The sequence below is a fragment of the Methanobrevibacter millerae genome (assembly GCF_900103415.1).
In the GTDB taxonomy this organism is placed as follows: Archaea; Methanobacteriota; Methanobacteria; order Methanobacteriales; family Methanobacteriaceae; genus Methanocatella; species Methanocatella millerae.
Map to the genome: position 1 here is coordinate 58,195 of NZ_FMXB01000014.1, position 17,320 is coordinate 75,514.

17 protein-coding genes and 2 tRNA genes are annotated in these 17,320 nt (G+C 36.7%); 14 read left to right on the forward strand and 5 right to left on the reverse strand.

Annotation, left to right across the window (positions count from 1 at the left end):
* The first annotated feature begins 16 nt into the window (after positions 1-16).
* The 10 genes from tgtA to F3G70_RS08700 all read left to right on the forward strand — a co-directional run bounded on the left by tgtA (position 17) and on the right by F3G70_RS08700 (position 8,486).
* Positions 17-1,996, forward strand: coding sequence for a tRNA guanosine(15) transglycosylase TgtA (gene tgtA, locus F3G70_RS08655; RefSeq protein ID WP_149732310.1), 1,980 nt, complete (start codon positions 17-19; stop codon positions 1,994-1,996).
* 8 nt (positions 1,997-2,004) lie between these two features.
* On the forward strand, positions 2,005-2,667 hold the full coding sequence (locus tag F3G70_RS08660) for a class I SAM-dependent methyltransferase (protein ID WP_149732311.1): 663 nt from the start codon (positions 2,005-2,007) through the stop codon (positions 2,665-2,667).
* 121 nt (positions 2,668-2,788) lie between these two features.
* Positions 2,789-2,862 (forward strand) — tRNA-Gly (locus F3G70_RS08665).
* Positions 2,863-2,874: 12 nt separating this feature from the next.
* Positions 2,875-2,948 (forward strand) — tRNA-Gly (locus F3G70_RS08670).
* 152 nt (positions 2,949-3,100) lie between these two features.
* A complete protein-coding gene (locus F3G70_RS08675; RefSeq protein ID WP_149732312.1) occupies positions 3,101-4,138 on the forward strand; it encodes a hydroxymethylglutaryl-CoA synthase in 1,038 nt (345 codons plus the stop codon).
* 12 nt (positions 4,139-4,150) lie between these two features.
* Complete coding sequence (locus F3G70_RS08680; RefSeq protein ID WP_149732313.1) at positions 4,151-5,308, forward strand: thiolase domain-containing protein; 1,158 nt, start codon at positions 4,151-4,153, stop codon at positions 5,306-5,308.
* A 24-nt stretch (positions 5,309-5,332) separates the two neighbouring features.
* Positions 5,333-5,722, forward strand: coding sequence for a DUF1848 family protein (locus tag F3G70_RS08685; RefSeq protein WP_149732314.1), 390 nt, complete (start codon positions 5,333-5,335; stop codon positions 5,720-5,722).
* Between the two features lie 427 nt (positions 5,723-6,149).
* Entirely contained in the window at positions 6,150-7,346 is a 1,197-nt protein-coding gene (locus F3G70_RS08690; RefSeq protein WP_149732315.1) for a geranylgeranyl reductase family protein, read from the forward strand.
* Between the two features lie 86 nt (positions 7,347-7,432).
* The gene (locus F3G70_RS08695) at positions 7,433-7,714 is read left to right on the forward strand and encodes a hypothetical protein (RefSeq protein ID WP_149732316.1); all 282 of its coding nucleotides are present in this window, start codon (positions 7,433-7,435) and stop codon (positions 7,712-7,714) included.
* Complete coding sequence (locus F3G70_RS08700) at positions 7,674-8,486, forward strand: ABC transporter permease (RefSeq protein ID WP_149732317.1); 813 nt, start codon at positions 7,674-7,676, stop codon at positions 8,484-8,486. Before F3G70_RS08695 ends, F3G70_RS08700 begins: the two co-directional genes overlap by 41 nt.
* A 279-nt stretch (positions 8,487-8,765) precedes the next feature.
* On the opposite strand, the gene F3G70_RS08705 is transcribed toward F3G70_RS08700, so the two are convergent.
* Positions 8,766-9,515: a glycosyltransferase gene (locus F3G70_RS08705; RefSeq protein ID WP_149732318.1), complete on the reverse strand. Its 750-nt coding sequence runs from the start codon at positions 9,513-9,515 to the stop codon at positions 8,766-8,768.
* Between the two features lie 14 nt (positions 9,516-9,529).
* Complete coding sequence (locus tag F3G70_RS08710; protein ID WP_149732319.1) at positions 9,530-10,537, reverse strand: sugar phosphate nucleotidyltransferase; 1,008 nt, start codon at positions 10,535-10,537, stop codon at positions 9,530-9,532.
* A gap of 357 nt (positions 10,538-10,894) precedes the next feature.
* On the opposite strand from F3G70_RS08710, the gene F3G70_RS08715 reads away from it, so the two are divergent.
* Positions 10,895-11,416 carry a type IV pilin N-terminal domain-containing protein gene (locus F3G70_RS08715; protein WP_149732320.1) on the forward strand — a complete coding sequence of 174 codons (522 nt, stop codon included), beginning with the start codon at positions 10,895-10,897 and terminating at the stop codon, positions 11,414-11,416.
* 129 nt (positions 11,417-11,545) lie between these two features.
* Here the strand turns inward: F3G70_RS08715 and F3G70_RS08720 are convergent, their stop codons facing one another.
* Entirely contained in the window at positions 11,546-12,325 is a 780-nt protein-coding gene (locus tag F3G70_RS08720) for a class I SAM-dependent methyltransferase (RefSeq protein WP_149732321.1), read from the reverse strand.
* Positions 12,326-12,742: 417 nt separating this feature from the next.
* Positions 12,743-14,521 carry an FUSC family protein gene (locus F3G70_RS08725; RefSeq protein WP_149732322.1) on the reverse strand — a complete coding sequence of 593 codons (1,779 nt, stop codon included), beginning with the start codon at positions 14,519-14,521 and terminating at the stop codon, positions 12,743-12,745.
* 287 nt (positions 14,522-14,808) lie between these two features.
* Between F3G70_RS08725 and tsaA the strand changes: the two genes are divergently transcribed.
* On the forward strand, positions 14,809-15,201 hold the full coding sequence (gene tsaA / locus F3G70_RS08730) for a tRNA (N6-threonylcarbamoyladenosine(37)-N6)-methyltransferase TrmO (protein WP_149732323.1): 393 nt from the start codon (positions 14,809-14,811) through the stop codon (positions 15,199-15,201).
* 26 nt (positions 15,202-15,227) lie between these two features.
* Here the strand turns inward: tsaA and F3G70_RS08735 are convergent, their stop codons facing one another.
* Positions 15,228-15,938 (reverse strand): tRNA threonylcarbamoyladenosine dehydratase, encoded by a 711-nt coding sequence (locus tag F3G70_RS08735; RefSeq protein WP_149732324.1) that lies wholly within the window; start codon positions 15,936-15,938, stop codon positions 15,228-15,230.
* An 82-nt stretch (positions 15,939-16,020) separates the two neighbouring features.
* Here F3G70_RS08735 and F3G70_RS08740 point away from each other — a divergent pair, with 82 nt between their 5' ends.
* Positions 16,021-16,773, forward strand: coding sequence for a TatD family hydrolase (locus tag F3G70_RS08740; RefSeq protein WP_149732325.1), 753 nt, complete (start codon positions 16,021-16,023; stop codon positions 16,771-16,773).
* A gap of 23 nt (positions 16,774-16,796) precedes the next feature.
* Positions 16,797-17,162 carry a hypothetical protein gene (locus F3G70_RS08745; RefSeq protein ID WP_149732326.1) on the forward strand — a complete coding sequence of 122 codons (366 nt, stop codon included), beginning with the start codon at positions 16,797-16,799 and terminating at the stop codon, positions 17,160-17,162.
* The last annotated feature ends 158 nt before the right edge of the window (positions 17,163-17,320 follow it).

Consider the following 17,320-nt stretch of genomic DNA (forward strand, 5'->3'; position numbering starts at 1 on the left):
GTTTTTAGGTAATTACATGTTTGAGATAAAAGCTAAAGATATGAGAGGAAGAGTCGGTGTTTTAAAGACAAAGCATGGAAACGTTAAAACGCCTGCATTAATGCCTGTAATCCATCCGCGAAAACAAGCAATTGACGTGAAAAAGTATGGAGCAGACATTGTAATAACTAACGCTTATTTAATTTATAAGGATGATGATTTAAAACAGAAAGCCATTGATGAGGGTCTGCACAAGCTGATTAACTTTGACGGACCTATAATGACCGATTCAGGTTCATTCCAGCTTTCAGTTTACGGTGATGTGGACATTACAAATGAGGAAGTAATCAAGTTTCAGGATTTAATCAAATCCGACATCGGAACAAGCCTTGACATTCCAACGGCACCTTTCGTTGACCGCCAGAAGGCCGAAGAGGACTTGAAAATCACTCTTGAACGGGCAAAGGAAGCAGTCAAAATCAAAAAGGAAAATGACATAGGGATGCTTTTGAACTCTGTGGTTCAGGGTTCCACATTCATGGACCTGAGGCAGAAATGCGCAGCTGAACTGTCTCAATTGGATGCTGATTTGTATCCGATTGGCGCTGTGGTTCCGCTAATGGAGTCCTATCACTACAAGGAGCTTGTTGACGTTGTCATGAACTCAATGATGTGTCTTCCGGACAACACTCCCCGCCATCTTATGGGAGCAGGCCATCCGATGATTTTCGCCCTTGCTGTGGCGATGGGATGCGATTTATTCGATTCAGCGGCCTATATATTATATGCTGAAGACGACAGGCTTTTGTCAACCAGAGGAACTTTCAAGCTTGAAAACCTTCAGGAAATGCCGTGTTCATGTGAAGTCTGCTCAAAATACACTCCGGATGACTTGAGGGCAATGCCTAAAGAGAAAAGAAGGGATTTGATTGCGCAGCACAACCTTCATGTTTCATTTGCAGAGCTCAGGTTAATCCGGCAGGCGATTTATGAAGGAAGCCTTATGGAGCTTGTTGAGGAACGCTGCAGAGCCCATCCTGCCCTTCTTGACGGAGTCCGCCAGCTTGCAAACTACAGCGAGGATATGGAAAAATACGATCCTAGAAGCAAGAAATCTGCATTTTTCTACACCGGTCCGGAATCATTGGGAAGGTCTGAAGTCCTAAGGCATCAGCGCAAACTTCTTGAAATGCCTAAAAAGCGCGATCTGGTGATTCTGCCTCCAAGCAGAAAACCTTACTCAAAGTTCATTTCAGGACATCTCGGAGAGTTCTACATCTACGGCGCTGAACAGGAATTCGATATGGAAAACACTGACTTCATGGTCCTTGACGTTCCATTCGGTCTCATTCCTCTTGAAATCGATGAATTGTATCCTTTAAGCCAGAGCGCAGCTCCAAGAATCCGTGACGTTGACAGCACTGAATTCATTACAAATTTCATGTCAGATTTCATTGAAAACTATGAGCAGGTGCTGATACATTCCAAGGTCATTAAGGATTTGGATATCGGACTTTACAACAAGTCAATAGAATCAGATGAAATAAAATACGTTCGGGATGACCTTAAAAAAATCAAGGCGATAGCTGATTACCAGTTCGGTGTCGGCGCCGGTGAAGCGCTGTTTAAAGGCAACATAAAAATAGAAAAAAGCAAGAAAACAGGTAAAATCCGCCACATCTATGACGGAAAAGTCTTAATTGTTAACATGAGGGCCTCAGATTCATATCTCGTATTGTCAAAGGAAGGCGCAAGAAGGCTTCACAAGGCACTGCCGTATCCTAAAAACAGAGTTGTCGTAAATGAGGACTCAGAACCTTTCGCCCTGGAGGGAAAAAGCGTATTCTCAAAATTCGTCATTGAATGCGATGAAAACATAAGAACAAGGGATGAAGTATTGATAGTTAATGAGGCCGATGAGCTCCTGGCCTACGGAAAATCACTGTTATCAGCAGTTGAAATCAATAATTTCCAGACAGGACAGGCCATAAAGACAAGAAAAGGATTTAAAAAATAGGTGATTTAATGAGTGACGATAAGGTCAACACTGGCCACAACATTGAAGATAAGGAACTGATTAAAAACGCAAGAAAGCCTGTGGGCGAATTAGGAGAAAAGATTCTTGACCGTATGAACGAATCCCACGAATCAATGGCTGTATGGGGCGTCAGCCACTTTGAAGTTAATGAAGATGATATCATTTTAGACATCGGCTGCGGAGGCGGAAGAAACCTTGAACGCTTCGCAGAACAGATTGATTCAGGAAAGGTCGTTGGAATTGATTACTCCGTAGTCAGCGTTGAAAAGTCAGCTGATCTAAACGAAAAGGCAATTGAAGAAGGAAAGGTCGAAGTTATTCAGGGCTCAGTTTCCGAAATGCCCTTTGATGATGACGTCTTCGATATAGTAACCGGTTTTGAGACAATCTATTTCTGGCCGGATTTCATCAATGACTTAATGGAAGTCAATAGGGTTCTCAAGAAGGACGGACTTGTATTTTTCTGCAATGAAGCGGTCTACAGGGAAGGCGAAATGGAAAAATACGATGATTTGGTTGAACTTCTGGATATGAAAATATATTCCGAGGACGTATTGAGACAATCCCTTGAAAAGACGGGCTTTAAGGATTTCAAGGCCTATATCAATGATGAGAAGGATTGGATTTGCGTTACTGCAAGAAAAGCCTGATTGGATTTGAAGATGCCAATAAATCTTTAAATTCATTTTTTCAAATCCTTAAAAAGGATGCATTAAAACAAAAAATTTATATATAATAATCGTTCAATATAATATTGTTGTTTATTTTCATGCGGTGTTAGTCCAGCCTGGTTAAGACTCTAGCCTGCCACGTTAGAGACCCGGGTTCAAATCCCGGACGCCGCACTTTTTACTTTTGCAGCTGTGGTATAGTCTGGTTATTACTTGGGCCTTCCAAGCCTACAACCCGGGTTCGAATCCCGGCAGCTGCATACAAAAAATTCTTTTTTTCAAATTAATTTCAAAACTTTTATTAAAATTCTTATTTTTAGTAGATATCTTTATATAATAATTAAAAACATATATTAATTAATTATAATACTTTTTATAATATTATTTTATAACATAACTTTATGGTGATTTAATGGTAGGAATTGTAGGATATGGGGCCTATGTGCCTTCATATAGAATAAAGGTAGAAGAAATAGCTAAAGTATGGGGAGATGACCCTGTAGCTTTATCCAACGGTTTGGTCGTTAATGAAAAATCCGTTCCTTCTGCCGACGAAGATACTGCAACTATTGCAGTTACCGCTGCTAGATATGCTCTAGCAAGAGCTCAAATAGATCCGCAGAAAATCGGTGCCGTTTACGTCGGTTCCGAATCACATCCTTATGCAGTAAAGCCGACAGCAACAATCGTTGCAGAAGCCGTAGGCGCAACGCCTGACTTGACTGCAGCAGATTTGGAATTTGCATGTAAGGCAGGAACCGCAGGCATTCAGATGTCAATGGGTCTTGTTGAAAGTGACATGATTGAATACGGATTGGCCATAGGTGCCGATACCTCACAGGGCGCTCCGGGAGATGCTTTGGAATACACAGCATCCGCAGGCGGTGCGGCCTACGTCATAGGTAAGAAAAACACCCTGGCTGATATAGAAGAGACTTACAGTTTTACAACAGACACTCCCGACTTCTACAGAAGGGAAGGCGAAGATTATCCGTCCCACGGAGGACGTTTCACAGGTGAACCTGCATACTTCAAGCACGTATTGAGCGCAGCCAAAAACTTATTTGAAATAACTGGCACTCAGGCAAGCGATTATGATTACGCATGTTTCCATCAGCCTAACGGTAAATTCTACTTAAGGGCAGCAAATAAACTTGGATTCACTCCTGAACAATACTCTCAAGGATTATTGACTCCTAACATCGGAAACACTTACTCCGGTGCTGTTCCTCTTGCATTATCCAACATTCTGGATGTTGCAGAGCCTGGAGACAAGATATTTGTCGTATCCTACGGTTCAGGTGCAGGAAGTGACGGATTTGTCCTTGAAGTGACTGACGAAATAACCGAAAGAAGAGATCTGGCTCCTAAAACAGAAGAAATCATATCCAAAAAGTCATATGTCGATTACGCTGTTTACGCCAAGTTCAAAGGTAAAATTAAAATGTAGGGAGGATTTATTATGAGAGATGTCGCTATTATAGGTGTTTCACAAACAAAATTCGGTGAATTATGGGATTCCTCTTTCAGAGACTTAATAGCTGAAGCGGGAGTAAAGGCTATCGTGGACGCAGGTATCGGAGGGGACGAGATTGAAGCAATGTTTGTAGGAAACATGTCCTCAGGATTATTCGTTCAGCAGGAACATATTGCAGCACTCATTTCCGATCACATGGGTTTGAATCCGGTTCCAACCACAAGGGTTGAAGCAGCATGTGCGTCAGGAGGACTGGCTCTAAGGCAGGGAATTATGGCCGTAGCCTCAGGATTCCATGACGTTGTAATTTCTGCAGGCGTTGAAAAGATGACTGACGTCGTTGACGCAACCCCGGCTATCGCAACAGCATCAGACCAGGAATGGGAAGCCCAGCAGGGAGCAACTTTCCCTTCACTGTATGCAATGATTGCAAAAAGGCACATGCATGAATACGGCACTACCCGTGAGCAGCTGGCACAGTTTTCAGTTGTAAACCACAAGAACGCCAAAAACAATCCGAACGCACAGTTCCCATTTGAAATCAGCGTTGAAAAGGTAATTAACTCAACGATGGTAGCAGACCCGTTAACCTTGCTTGACTGTTCTCCGGTATCAGACGGAGCGGCTGCAGTTGTAATGGTTCCGGCCGAAAAGGCACGCCAGTACACTGACACTCCAATTTACGTCAGGGCATCCGCCCAGGCTTCAGGAACATTGACTTTACATGACAGAAAAGACATTACCACTATTGAATCAACCAAAGCGGCTTCCAGAAAAGCCTATGATATAGCTGGAGTCACTGTAAAGGACATTGACGTTACTGAAGTCCACGACTGTTTCTCAATCAACGGTTTATTGGCCGTAGAAGACCTTGGTTTTGCCGAAAAGGGTAAAGGAGGAATAGTCATTGAAGAAGGTCAAACCGAAATCGACGGTGATTTCCCAATCAACTCATCAGGAGGCCTTAAGGCACGTGGACACCCATTGGGTGCTACAGGTATTGCTCAGGCAGCTGAAATCGTATGGCAATTGAGAGGAGAAGCCGGCAAACGTCAGGTTGAAGGCGCTGAAATCGGTATGACTCACAATATCGGTGGTACAGGAGGTACCGCAGCCGTACACATCTTTGGAAGAGATTTATAATCTCTTTTAAATTTTCTTTTTTTTATGATAATCAATACTGGTCTTAGAACAGATATTCCCGCATTTTTTTCCGAATGGTTTTTTAATAGAATTAAAGATGGTTATGTTTTAGTCAGAAACCCGTATTCAAGAAATCAGCTTTTCAAATACAGATTAACGCATGACGTGGTTGACTGCATCTTGTTTTGCACCAAAAATCCGAAGCCGATGCTTGAAAGGCTTGATGAGATTTCCGATTTTTCCCAGCTATGGTTTGTAACGATAACTCCATATGGAAAAGACATTGAAAGAAACGTCCCTGCATATTCTAAAGTTATTGAAAGCTTTAAGGAATTATCCGATAAATTATCTCCAAAACAGGTCATGTTAAGGTATGATCCGATTTTTATTATTAATCATATTCTTTCACATTAATATTTGTTCACTTTAATATTTAAATTTTTAGTCATGCCTAAATGTTTATTATGGCATGATATCATATTACATTGCCTCATTTAAAATCACAATCTAGTTTCAAAACCTTCTTTAAAATCAATGTAAAACTATATAAATACTATTAAATAGTTTAAATATTATGGAAAAAAGTAAAATAAGAAAATATATGGAATGAACAAAATTCGTACTATCAGTTAAATTTTTTACACTCCAAAAAGTTCTAACAAATTGGCAGTTTCACTAGTGAGATATATAAAAATTTATTTAAAATTAAGTACTGTCTATAATTAGTTATAATGATGGCAACATTAATAATATAATTTTTTATAAAACATAGTATATGAAAAGTAGTCTTTACATCTTAAGCCAAAATGATATTTGATAAATTTAAAAAATGGGGATTTGAATGAATTATGATTATGATGCAGTAATCGTTGGTGCAGGACCGGTTGGTTCAACTATTGCATTTTACCTCACACAAAACGATTTAAATGTGGTAATGCTTGAAAAGAAAACACGTATAGGATATCCATTACAATGTGCAGGAATTTTAAGCAAACATATTTTTGAATATAATGAATTGCCTGAGGAAATAATCCTAAACACGGTTAACGGTGCATTTTTACATTCCAAAAACAATATTTTGAATGTTAGAAAAGATGAAAATGCAGCTTATATAATTGACAGAATAGCCTATGATCAATTTTTATTAAATCGCGCAATACAAAATGGCGTTGAACTTATAAATAAAAAAGTAGTTGATGTGGATGTTGAAAAGGGAATAGCTTATTTTTCAGATAAACAGTCCATAACCTCAAGAGTCATTATAGGATGTGACGGATACAAGTCCATAGTATCAAAAAGCATGGGAAATAAACAAAAAAATTTTAATGCATCCCAAATGCTTGTTGAGATAAATGATAAGAATTTGAATAATTTCACAAAATCAAATGGAAAAACAGATGATTATGTGGGCGTATACTTATCTGAAGATACCTTGCCGGGTTTTATATGGGTTATTCCTCTTCAGGATAATAAGTATAGGGTGGGATTATTTTCTGAAGATTCTCACATAAAGCAGGGTACTATCATAACCAATTTCTTAAATGAAAACTTTGAATATGAAATAATTGAAAAATATAAGGGATTTATTCCGGTTTTCAATAAAGAAAATCACTTAGTTAAAAACAGAGCAATATTGATAGGGGATTCCGCATCACAAATCAAGCCCACTTCCGGTGGAGGATTAATAATGGCATTTGACAGTTGTAAAATAGCTGGCGGATACATTACCGATGCAATAAAAAAGGACAATATTCAATTATTAAAGGGATATCAGAAAGAATTTAATAAAAGATATTCAAAAGAATTCAACTATCAATTTAAAGTGCAGAATGTTCTTAATTCAATGGATGATGATGATTTGGATTATTTCTTTGAAATATTGAAAGAGAATGATTATGAAAAAATCATATCTGAGTATGGGGACATGGATAATCAGTCAGAAATTATAAAAGAATTTTTAAAAAGAGGTTTGGCATTCAAATTTATTTCAAATGTTTCTTTTTTTAAGAAAGTAGTGAATATATTTGGAATTAGATGAATTTAATGGAATTTAAAACCGCAAGATTGAAAGAATTGCATTAATGAGTTTCCAAAGAAATTCACAGATTTAGAAATGGTGAAATCATGCTCTTTAAAAAGATGTTAAGGGACATTTCAGATTATAAATTTCAATTCATTTCAATCTTTTTATTGGCATTTTTGGGAGCATTTCTATTTTCGGGGATTAATGCGGAAGAAATGGGTCTTGAATCAAGCATAAATCATTATTATGATGAGACCAATATGGCGGACGGCTGGATTTATTCGCCATATCTCAATGAACTTTTTCTAGAAGTGGTATACCATTTGGGGGCAACCAACCAAAATGGAAAGGCAACTGATTCTGGATTCTCTGGCAGAACTTGATGATAATCCGGACGTTACCCTGCATTTTGTTGAAAACAATACTATATCCAAATTTTACTTGGTTGAAGGGGAAAATTTCAACATTAACGATTCGAACGGAGTCTGGCTGGATAAGGATTTTGCTGATGCCAGAAATCTGTCAGTTGGAGACAATATCACTTTCAACTGTGAAGGCATCAAAATCGAAAAGGAAATTCGGGGTTTGGGCTATTCTCCGGAATATGTTTTCAACATGCCTTATTATTTGGTAAAACAGAATTTTTCATTATACGGCTTCGCGTATATGTCTCATAAGGCTTTTCCGTCTGATACTGTACCTTACAATGTCTTGAACGTTAAATTTGATGGGAATGCCGAAACTTTTGAAAAGCTGCTGGATTATCGTTTGGGTGGATACTACAATACATTTGTGCAGAAATCCGAACATCGAAGTGTAAGCGAATTTGAAAATGAAATTAGTCAGCATAAAATGACTGCAGACATTTTCCCGCTCGTCTTCATTCTGGTTTCAATGATGATTCTTCTCTCAACAATCAAAAGGATGATTTCACATCAGAGAACCCAAATAGGTATACTAAAGGCCAACGGATTTAAAGACAACACGCTTATTAAACATTATCTCTCATATGGAGTTTTGACTGTGTCTGTGGCATCCGTATTAGGTTTGATTTTAGGACCTGTTATACTGCCTAAAATATCGTATCCTGTGGTATATGATACGTTTAGATTACCATACCTCAATCCTGAAGGATTTATGAATTTTATCAGGTAGTTTCATTATCCTCTGCAAATCTGCTTTCAACAGGTCTAATTATTTTTGCTGTGGCAATAATCGTAAACCTGATATTTTTCTACAAAATAAAGAAATTGGATGGGTTGAGGAATCTAAAATTCTTGAATGATTTTTGATGTTTTAGCTAGAGAAATTATAGTCTGCATTTAAAATTAAATTAAAATCTAGAATATCAGCCATTTTTATTTACAGATGAATACATGTGTGTAAAGTTGTTTTTATTGCCCTATATGGATAAAATAATGCAAAATCATTAATTTAATGTCTTTTTAATTCTTCATTCAGACGCAATGCGCTCAGGTAAAGTATGCTCTTTATATATGCAACGGATAACGCAAACAAAAGGCGTGTGGAATTGCCGTATATCCGCTCATCAAAAATGATTGGAGTTTCCACCACTTTAATTTTTTCACCTCTGGCGGATTTCTTGATTTTCAATTTCAAAAGTACTTCTTCCCCAACATCAAAATGCTTGCTGATTAGCTCAGGCTCCACTTCCTTGAGCATGCAAGTATGATAGAGACGAAAATTAGTTGACAATTCTTTTGCGTTAATCCCCAGTATAACTCCATATATCTTATTCAGGCTGCGGGAAATAATCTGTGAAATGAGAACGTCATTGCTCACGCCGCCTTCTGTATAACGGGAGCCGATTGCAATATCCGCTTGCTCATTCATAAATATATGATAAATGTCTGGAATATATTTGGGATTGTGTGACCCGTCACTGTCCATGATAAAATATTTCTGATACTGTGCAGAACGGATGCCTTTACGATACGCATCGCCAAAACCTGTTTTGTCCTGATTCACATAGCGCACACCGTTTTCCTTGCAAACCTCTTTGGTGTTGTCCAGCGGTTCCATAGTATCCACAACAATAACCTCATATGGTTCTCCACATTCCTCCAGTTTTTCCTTAATCTGCGGCAGAAGCACACGTAAATTTTCTTCTTCCTCGTAGGAAAGCAATACCATGCTGATTCCCTTTTTCAAAACATCTGACATATTTATCTTATTCCCTATCTAACATAATAATCTTCAATGTAAACAGTATCATCTAAATAAGGTGTTGAAACTTCGTGCAACAATGTATTTTCAGTCGCAACAATTGAATGTACAACGCCCGGTTGAATGCGGATACTATCATTCTTTGAAAAATATTCCTTTCTATCTTCAAATTTAATATAACCTGACCCTGATAGGATGTACATTGTTTCATCCTTTTCATTATGGTAATGAAAGGATGTTTTAAATCCTTCCTTTATGTATAGTTCTTTCGTCAAATACTTTTCAGTTAAGATTAAAATCTTTTCATATCCCCAAGGCTTATCTGTTTTGTTTTCATATTCCTTTTTTACAGCTTCTAATTCCTTATAAGTATCTACTGCAATCCAATAGATTCCATTTTCTTTATAGTAGCCTAAGTTATTTTCTTTTGCAATTGTTGGAAAATAAATTTTTTCTATGTCTCCAGTCTTAAACTCACCAAAATCAATTTTGGATTTAGTGAAATAAATTCCCCCATTTATGTAATAATCTTCAAGAATAGGTTTTTCCTTAAAGGAAACTAAACGATCTCCATTTATTTCAACAATACCATATGGAGATTGCATTTGCGTGATAAACATGATTACAGGCAGTGATGATTTGGCCCCATAATCAATCATTGCTTTTATATTTACGTCGGAAACAATATCTCCATTACGTATAATTAATTGTTTATCTACGTCAATCGCTTCCATTCCTAAACGAATTGCATTTAATGTGCCCAGAGGTTCATCTTCAATAACGTAATGGATTTTCACTCCTTTGTATTCATCACCATACCTTTCCTCAATTTTTTCATGTAAAAATCCTGCAAGAAGATATACTTCATCAACACCGGCATTTTTAAAATCGAATAACTGTTTGTCTAGAATTGTATAATCATCATTAATCTCAATTAACGGTTTTGGTACTGTTTCTGTAACTGGCCTTAAACGTTTTCCAAAACCTCCACATAAAATCATTCCAACAGTTTCCATAATAATCTTCCTTTTTTTTATATTATGTTAATTAAACTATTAATTATATTTTTAGTTTTTATTTAAAATATGTTTAGCTACCACATATTTTTTGTTTCTACATATTTGGATTAACACTTGATGCATTATGGGTTCAAATACAAAATTACTGGCTGGTGAATAGAAACCTCATTAAAAAGAATATCAGATTCCATAATCTCCCCATCACCTTTGCTGGTTGGGAATAAATCCAATCGAAGATGTATGGTGTAAAATCATGGGTGAAAATGAACGTTTTCAATTAAAAGATATGATGAATGTTTTTGAAATAAAATTAAAATTTAAATATTTTATTTTGTATATTAAATATTGGTGATTCTCATGAGGAAAAATGTTATCATTGTACTTTTGATTGTGCTTGCAATCTCACTGTCCATTAGTGCGGCCAGTGCATTTTCATTGTTTGGAAAGGAAGATACAAAAATGACTGTCATCAGCAACGATACTATTGACCCGGGAGATTATTTGAACGTTAATCTTACCAAGGCCAATGGGGATCCAATTGATAATGTAACTGTAAACATTACTTTAACTGACGATGAAGGAACAAACAAGACATACTCCGTTCTCACCAACAAGAGCGGCATTGCCAGACTGCAGTTAAACGATTCCGGCAAATATTTTGTAAACTGCACATTTGAGGAAAATGATGATTTCAAGGCGTGCAATGCAACTCAAAACCTAACGGTTAATTATGTTGAAGAGATTCCTGTTGAATATTATGATTCTGGAGCAATTTACAGTGAGCAAGCGGGCAGAGTAATCTACACTGGAGAAATCCATGAGGGGCCTGACGGCAACAGATATGAGCATTTAGGCTATAACGAGTGGAGACAAATTTAGGAATTATGGCTCTGTTTAGGTGTTATCTTAAGTTTTAAAAATTAAAAACACGTAAAAATTAAGTGAATAGGAAATCACGTTTTCCGCTTTAAGAGCGAAGCTGATTTCCTTTTAAAAAATTTTTTTATCTTACTTTTCAAGTACGGCAATGTAGTCCATTCTTTTTCTCAACATCGGAAGCCATGTAATTATCCTGTAATGCGGCTTGTAGACATTAACACCGTCGAATAGATTAACGTCTCTTATCCATTTGAAGTGTGAATTGAGCTTTGTTAATTCACAGCCCTTTTCAACGCCCCATATGAATTTGGAGTTTGTATCCTCTATTGATTCCTCCTTGGCGTTTTCAACAGAAATAGGGGGCATTATCTCCATGAAAACTGTGCATTCACTGAAATTCTCATCGATTACTTTCATTATGTTTTCAACGTCTTTCTGATTCAGATACATTGTCAGCCCTTCGATAATGAAAAGAACGTCCTTTCTTATTTTAATTTCTGAAGCCCAGCCAGGATCCATTGCGGAATAGGCAAGTGTCGTTACCCTATCCGTATCTTCGATAAATTTCAGTCTGTAATGGGCTGAATTTTCCAAATCAACATTATACCAGTTGATTTTGCCGTTGTCCAGCCTGTTGAAACGTGTATCCATTCCTGATGCGATGTTTACTATTGTACAGTCAGGATGGGCTTTAATGTAGCTCCCTACCATTTCATCAAGCACGATTGTTCTTGCAATTGTTCCCAGCTGCATAAATTTATCCTTTTCAGCTATGCTGAAATCATAATCGACTTTTGAAATTACCTCTATTGCTTTTGAATCATAGAATTTATGATTCTTTTGCTGTGAATGCTTTGCTTTGGCAAATAATGTTAAAAGCATTGTTTTTTCTACACCTTCTAAATTCATAAGTATACCTCCATAGGCTAATTTGATTTATTTAACTATTGAGCACAATACTATATAAATTTTTAGGCATGCCTAAATTTTTTATATTAAAATATTTTTTCAAATGTAATAAAATATGGGGGATAATGTGTTAAAATAATCTAAAGGGGTGTTATTGTATTTTATTTCTGTATGGATTAATCATAATCTTTATAGGAGGTGTTGCAGTATCAATTAATACCTATGACATTAAAAGGCATGAATCGAATCTTTTTGAATTAATGGCAGCTATCATTCTATTGAAGAATTGCTTTTCGTAATGCTTTCATATATATCACGTTTTCAAATCACCCATGTTATTCAAAATGCTCTGCATTAATTTAAAAGTCCTTCCATTAAATTGATAGTATTGATTAGCTATTGATTTTACTGGGGCAATTATGCAATATCATTCATCAATTCCCTTTCCTTTTTAAACATGTCAATTGTATTTCTCATTGACCATGCCATTACGCTCTCTTTTGAATCCAAATTCTCATTGACGTTGGCGTCTTTATCTATTATGTCCAATAAATTTTTGTTCAATTCATCAGAACATCCGTTAACGTCAAGATAAGATAAAATGAAATTACATAAATTTGAAATCATGAATTGCAGATTGTATAATTCCTTATTATCGTCATTTATCTGAATGTTTTCGCGGACAATGCTTTCAGAGACAAAGAGGGTTGTTTTGTACTCGGTATTGTCTCCGTGACATTTTTGACGGATTAAATCAATTGACTTCTCATTGAGGAGATAGCAATTTTCCAAATTGTTTCTTGTTTCTTTTTCAACCGAATAGGGTAAAAACTTAAAGTTGAACAATGAAACCGCAGCTATCCCGACAATCACCCACAGTATTTTTAATGTGATGGCATCCGGGGCTTCAATATAGGATAATGAAGTCATCACAGACATTAGCGTTGTTGCCGTATTCCTGATTAACCTGTCCTTCATTTTCCAAACGAAGACAAACAGACAAATGACTACGACAATAATAATCACCGCACTTTTTGATATTGGAATAACGGGCATGACAATCAGAATAATTGCAAAAATAAAAACCCCTAAAAATGTTCCCATAATACGTTTTTGAGCAGTGTATTTCATATCATCAATATACGGCACCATCATTGAAACGGTTACAAAAAACAGCCATTTGGTAAATGGCAAATTGAAAAGCATTGTTAATACTTCCCATAGCAACATTATCAATGCCATTTTAAATGCGAATACGAATTTGACGGAACGGAAGTTGAACTGTCTTTTATTGAATGGTTTGAATATTTGGGTTAGTATCTTTTTATCAGGAGCTGTAATGTTGTCGCTTAAATCCTTATCCAGTTCATTCGCAATGATTTCCAGATTCAACAGGATATGCATCATTCCCTTTGTCTCAATTTCAACACCCTCAAAGACTTCCTCGATTTTAATCTCCCTGATTTCGGAGAGGACTTTTTTAATGTATCTTAATTCATTATCCGTTGGATTGCTTTTGGAGAGGAGATATCCAATGGACTGGAACGCTTTTATAATATTGAGAATGGATTGCTGTTTTGGACTTGGGAAGTATTTGTATTCAAACCTTTGGTACAGGGATAAATAGAACTCCTTTGCTGTTTTAAAACTGTCCATGGAAACATCCTTGCCCTCCAGTTTCAAATCAATTGACTTGTTCACCTCTTCAATAAGATTATTCAATGTTTCCTTTGATATGTTATAATGTTTATCCCTGTTAAGGATGATATTCAATCCAACGATGAATACCGCACCGCAAACCAATGCCATGAGCCTTAAAGGCAAATTTTCAAGCGTCACGGGATTTGCCGACATGATGAAATAACACAAAAGATAAGGCATGTAAACGTCGCTTCTAAAGAGGTGATATGATGAAAATGTAGTTCCAAAAACAACTAAAAACGTCAAAATGCAGCTTAAAATAGTTATTGGACTGTTAAAATACGAAACGATTCCCAGAACCAGCAGCAAACCCAAAACCTTAATAAAAGATAACCCTGGCTTATAGGACAGATCATCTTTCAGATTCATAAATGCAGCTATGATAATCATTATTCCTACTGCAATATTTTTCCTTCCAAAAAAAATCAGGTAGAAAATCATTGCTCCAATCAATGCTGAAAACATGAATATTTTTCGTTTTAAGCCCTTATCCATCTAAACTGCACCACATAAATTCAATAATCAAATACGATTTGGAAAAATCATTACTGAGAATATATTTAATTTTAGGCAATAAAAGTATTTTCATGAATAGCCTCAGATGTGCAAATAGCTTGTTGTAACAAAAGGGCTTAATTTTTTTAAATTTATTATTTTCATAATTGAAATCATTTTAAAGAGTTATTTGAAAATTAAGGGATTTTCTGTGTATTCAAATATTTGAACAATTATTTATATATGATCATTCAAATATTTGAACAATTATTTTAGGAGATGAAAAAATGGATGAAGAAATAATATTCAGGCCGATTGGATACATCCGTTCGCCATATGGGGATGTTAATGACATGCCGAAGTCCCCCAGGGAATCCGGTGACGTGGAAGCTGAAATGATTATCAATGAGGAATATCTCGAAAGCATGTCCAGCATGCAGGCAGGCAAGGAGTATATGGTGCTTTTCCATTTCCACAAGTCAAAGGGATTCAAGCAAAAAGTTCCCTTCAGGGGTGATGGACCGATTAAAGGACTGTTTTCAACTCATGCACCGAACAGGCCAAATCCGATTGGTGTTACAACTGTAAAAATAGTGGAAATTAATGGTAATATCATAAGGTTCACGGGCGTTGACATGCTTGACGGCACTCCCGTTTTAGATATCAAGGACATTCTGTAATTAATTAGGATTGTTAGATATCTTAATTACTTGCCTGCAATGTCTTTAATGACTTCGCCGGCTATTATAAGTCCTGCAACGGAGGGCACAAATGAAACGCTGCCCTTGACCTTGTATTTCAGGTCCTTATTTATCGGATGGTCGTTTGTGTTAATGGCATGTTCCTTTGAATAGACCACTTTCAGCTTTTTGATGTTTCTCTTTTTAAGGTCCTTTTTCATTATTCGGGCAAGCGGACACACGGAAGTCTCATAGATATCGGCCACTTCAAACATTGTGGCATCAAGCTTGTTTCCCGTTCCCATTGAAGAGATAACAGGAACCTTCAGGGCATCGCAGCTGCATATGATTGCAATCTTGGCCAGTATGGTATCAACGCAGTCAACGACATATGACAAGTCCTCAGTAATGATGTCTGTTTCTGAATCGGCCAGATAGAATTCCTTATAAACTTCAACGTTAGCGTCAGGATTGATTTCAAAGATTCTTTCCTTCATCAAATCAACCTTATATTTGCCTACGGTGTTTACCGTTGCAATCAGCTGCCTGTTGATGTTGCTTTCATCTACCTTGTCAAAATCCACTAAAATGAAATTGCCCACTCCGCTTCTTGCAAGTCCTTCGCAGACAAAGGATCCTACGCCGCCAAGGCCGAATACTGCAACTTTTGCATCTGCCAGCTTTTCCATTCCGTCATTTCCAATCAACATCTCTGTTCTTGAAAACTTCTCATCCATTTGCGCTCACCAAAAAATATAATTCAATTCAAGTAATTATATAATATCTATAGAATAAATAACTTTTCAAGTGAGGATTTAAATGATAATCGATACCCACTGCCATGTTTATGATAGCGAAATGGATAATGCTGAGAATATCATATCTGAAGCCTTAAAAAACGATATTTGCCTCATATTGAACGGCACCGATTTGAAAAGCAATTTGGAAGTGCTTGAGCTGTCGGCCAAATATGATAACGTCTACGGTGCTTTGGGATATTTCCATACTCTTGCTGGTGAAGTAACCGATGAGGACATTTCCCTCTTGGACAGGCAGCTTGAAAATAGTAATGTAATTGCCGTTGGAGAAATTGGCATCGACTATTACCATGGAAAGGATAAAAGGGATATTCAGATTGAGCTATTTGAAAAGATGCTTGATTTGGCCGAAAAGCATGATTTGCCGGTAATAGTGCATTCAAGAAAAGCGATGCAGGATACCTACGACATACTGAAAAGGCATGACGTTAAGGGAGCACTGCACTGCTATCAGGGTTCAGCAGAAATGGCCAGGGAATTTGTCAAACTGGGATTCTATATTGGAGTTGGAGGGCCGGTTACTCATAAAAACAATAAAAAGATTGAAAAAACTGTTAAAACGGTAGGCATTGACCATATTCTTGTTGAAACCGATTCGCCGTATCTTTCTCCTGAAGAAAAAAGGGGGGAGACGAACACTCCGATGAATATCAAATACGTTATAGGAAAAATAGCTGATGAATTGGATTTGGGAAAAGTGGAAGTAATTGAAGTAACTTCCGATAATGCAAAAAGACTCTTTAATATTGAGTAAATAAATTAATGATGGGTGATAAAATGTCAAAGATGTCAAAGATTGTAGAGTTTGCCTTGGACAAGAAAAACAGCGAATACTTTGAGGATGCAGAGAAAGCTAAAGAGCATCTTCAAAAGCGCTCCCTTGAAGAGGATGAACCTTATAAATTGCCGAAAAGGATATATCACAGCAAAGCTGAAATAAGGGACATGTTCGGATGTCAAATGCTTACTTTCAAAGGCGCTGAAGAGGCAGAAAGCCTTGTCATTTATCTTCATGGGGAAATATACGTTAATGAAATAATGAACGTGCATGTTGCTTTCTGTGATAAGCTTGCAAAAAAGGCCAATGCGTGTGTTTATCATAATATTGCAAGAATACCCCAACATCTTCTAGGTTGGGGATGAATTGCACAATGGGGGGGGTGTTTTTTTTTATAATGTGTTAGTATTGGTATACGTTTGTAATAAACGGTTTAAATACGTTTTTGATTATATGAATTATTTTGATTAATTATTTGAGTAGGAATCAACATTCAGTATACAAATTAACTTTTCATTTTTGG

Bases quoted from the DNA above. Each gene is read 5' to 3' on its own strand.
- F3G70_RS08695 (WP_149732316.1), top strand. From the start codon at position 7,433: ATGCTCTTTAAAAAGATGTTAAGGGACATTTCAGATTATAAATTTCAA.
- tgtA (WP_149732310.1), top strand. From the start codon at position 17: ATGTTTGAGATAAAAGCTAAAGATATGAGAGGAAGAGTCGGTGTTTTA.
- F3G70_RS08685 (WP_149732314.1), top strand. From the start codon at position 5,333: ATGATAATCAATACTGGTCTTAGAACAGATATTCCCGCATTTTTTTCC.
- F3G70_RS08705 (WP_149732318.1), bottom strand. From the start codon at position 9,515: ATGTCAGATGTTTTGAAAAAGGGAATCAGCATGGTATTGCTTTCCTAC.
- F3G70_RS08735 (WP_149732324.1), bottom strand. From the start codon at position 15,938: ATGGATGAGAAGTTTTCAAGAACAGAGATGTTGATTGGAAATGACGGA.
- F3G70_RS08690 (WP_149732315.1), top strand. From the start codon at position 6,150: ATGAATTATGATTATGATGCAGTAATCGTTGGTGCAGGACCGGTTGGT.
- tsaA (WP_149732323.1), top strand. From the start codon at position 14,809: ATGGATGAAGAAATAATATTCAGGCCGATTGGATACATCCGTTCGCCA.
- F3G70_RS08740 (WP_149732325.1), top strand. From the start codon at position 16,021: ATGATAATCGATACCCACTGCCATGTTTATGATAGCGAAATGGATAAT.
- F3G70_RS08675 (WP_149732312.1), top strand. From the start codon at position 3,101: ATGGTAGGAATTGTAGGATATGGGGCCTATGTGCCTTCATATAGAATA.
- F3G70_RS08725 (WP_149732322.1), bottom strand. From the start codon at position 14,521: ATGGATAAGGGCTTAAAACGAAAAATATTCATGTTTTCAGCATTGATT.
- F3G70_RS08745 (WP_149732326.1), top strand. From the start codon at position 16,797: ATGTCAAAGATGTCAAAGATTGTAGAGTTTGCCTTGGACAAGAAAAAC.
- F3G70_RS08660 (WP_149732311.1), top strand. From the start codon at position 2,005: ATGAGTGACGATAAGGTCAACACTGGCCACAACATTGAAGATAAGGAA.
- F3G70_RS08715 (WP_149732320.1), top strand. From the start codon at position 10,895: ATGAGGAAAAATGTTATCATTGTACTTTTGATTGTGCTTGCAATCTCA.
- F3G70_RS08680 (WP_149732313.1), top strand. From the start codon at position 4,151: ATGAGAGATGTCGCTATTATAGGTGTTTCACAAACAAAATTCGGTGAA.
- F3G70_RS08720 (WP_149732321.1), bottom strand. From the start codon at position 12,325: ATGAATTTAGAAGGTGTAGAAAAAACAATGCTTTTAACATTATTTGCC.
- F3G70_RS08700 (WP_149732317.1), top strand. From the start codon at position 7,674: ATGGAAAGGCAACTGATTCTGGATTCTCTGGCAGAACTTGATGATAAT.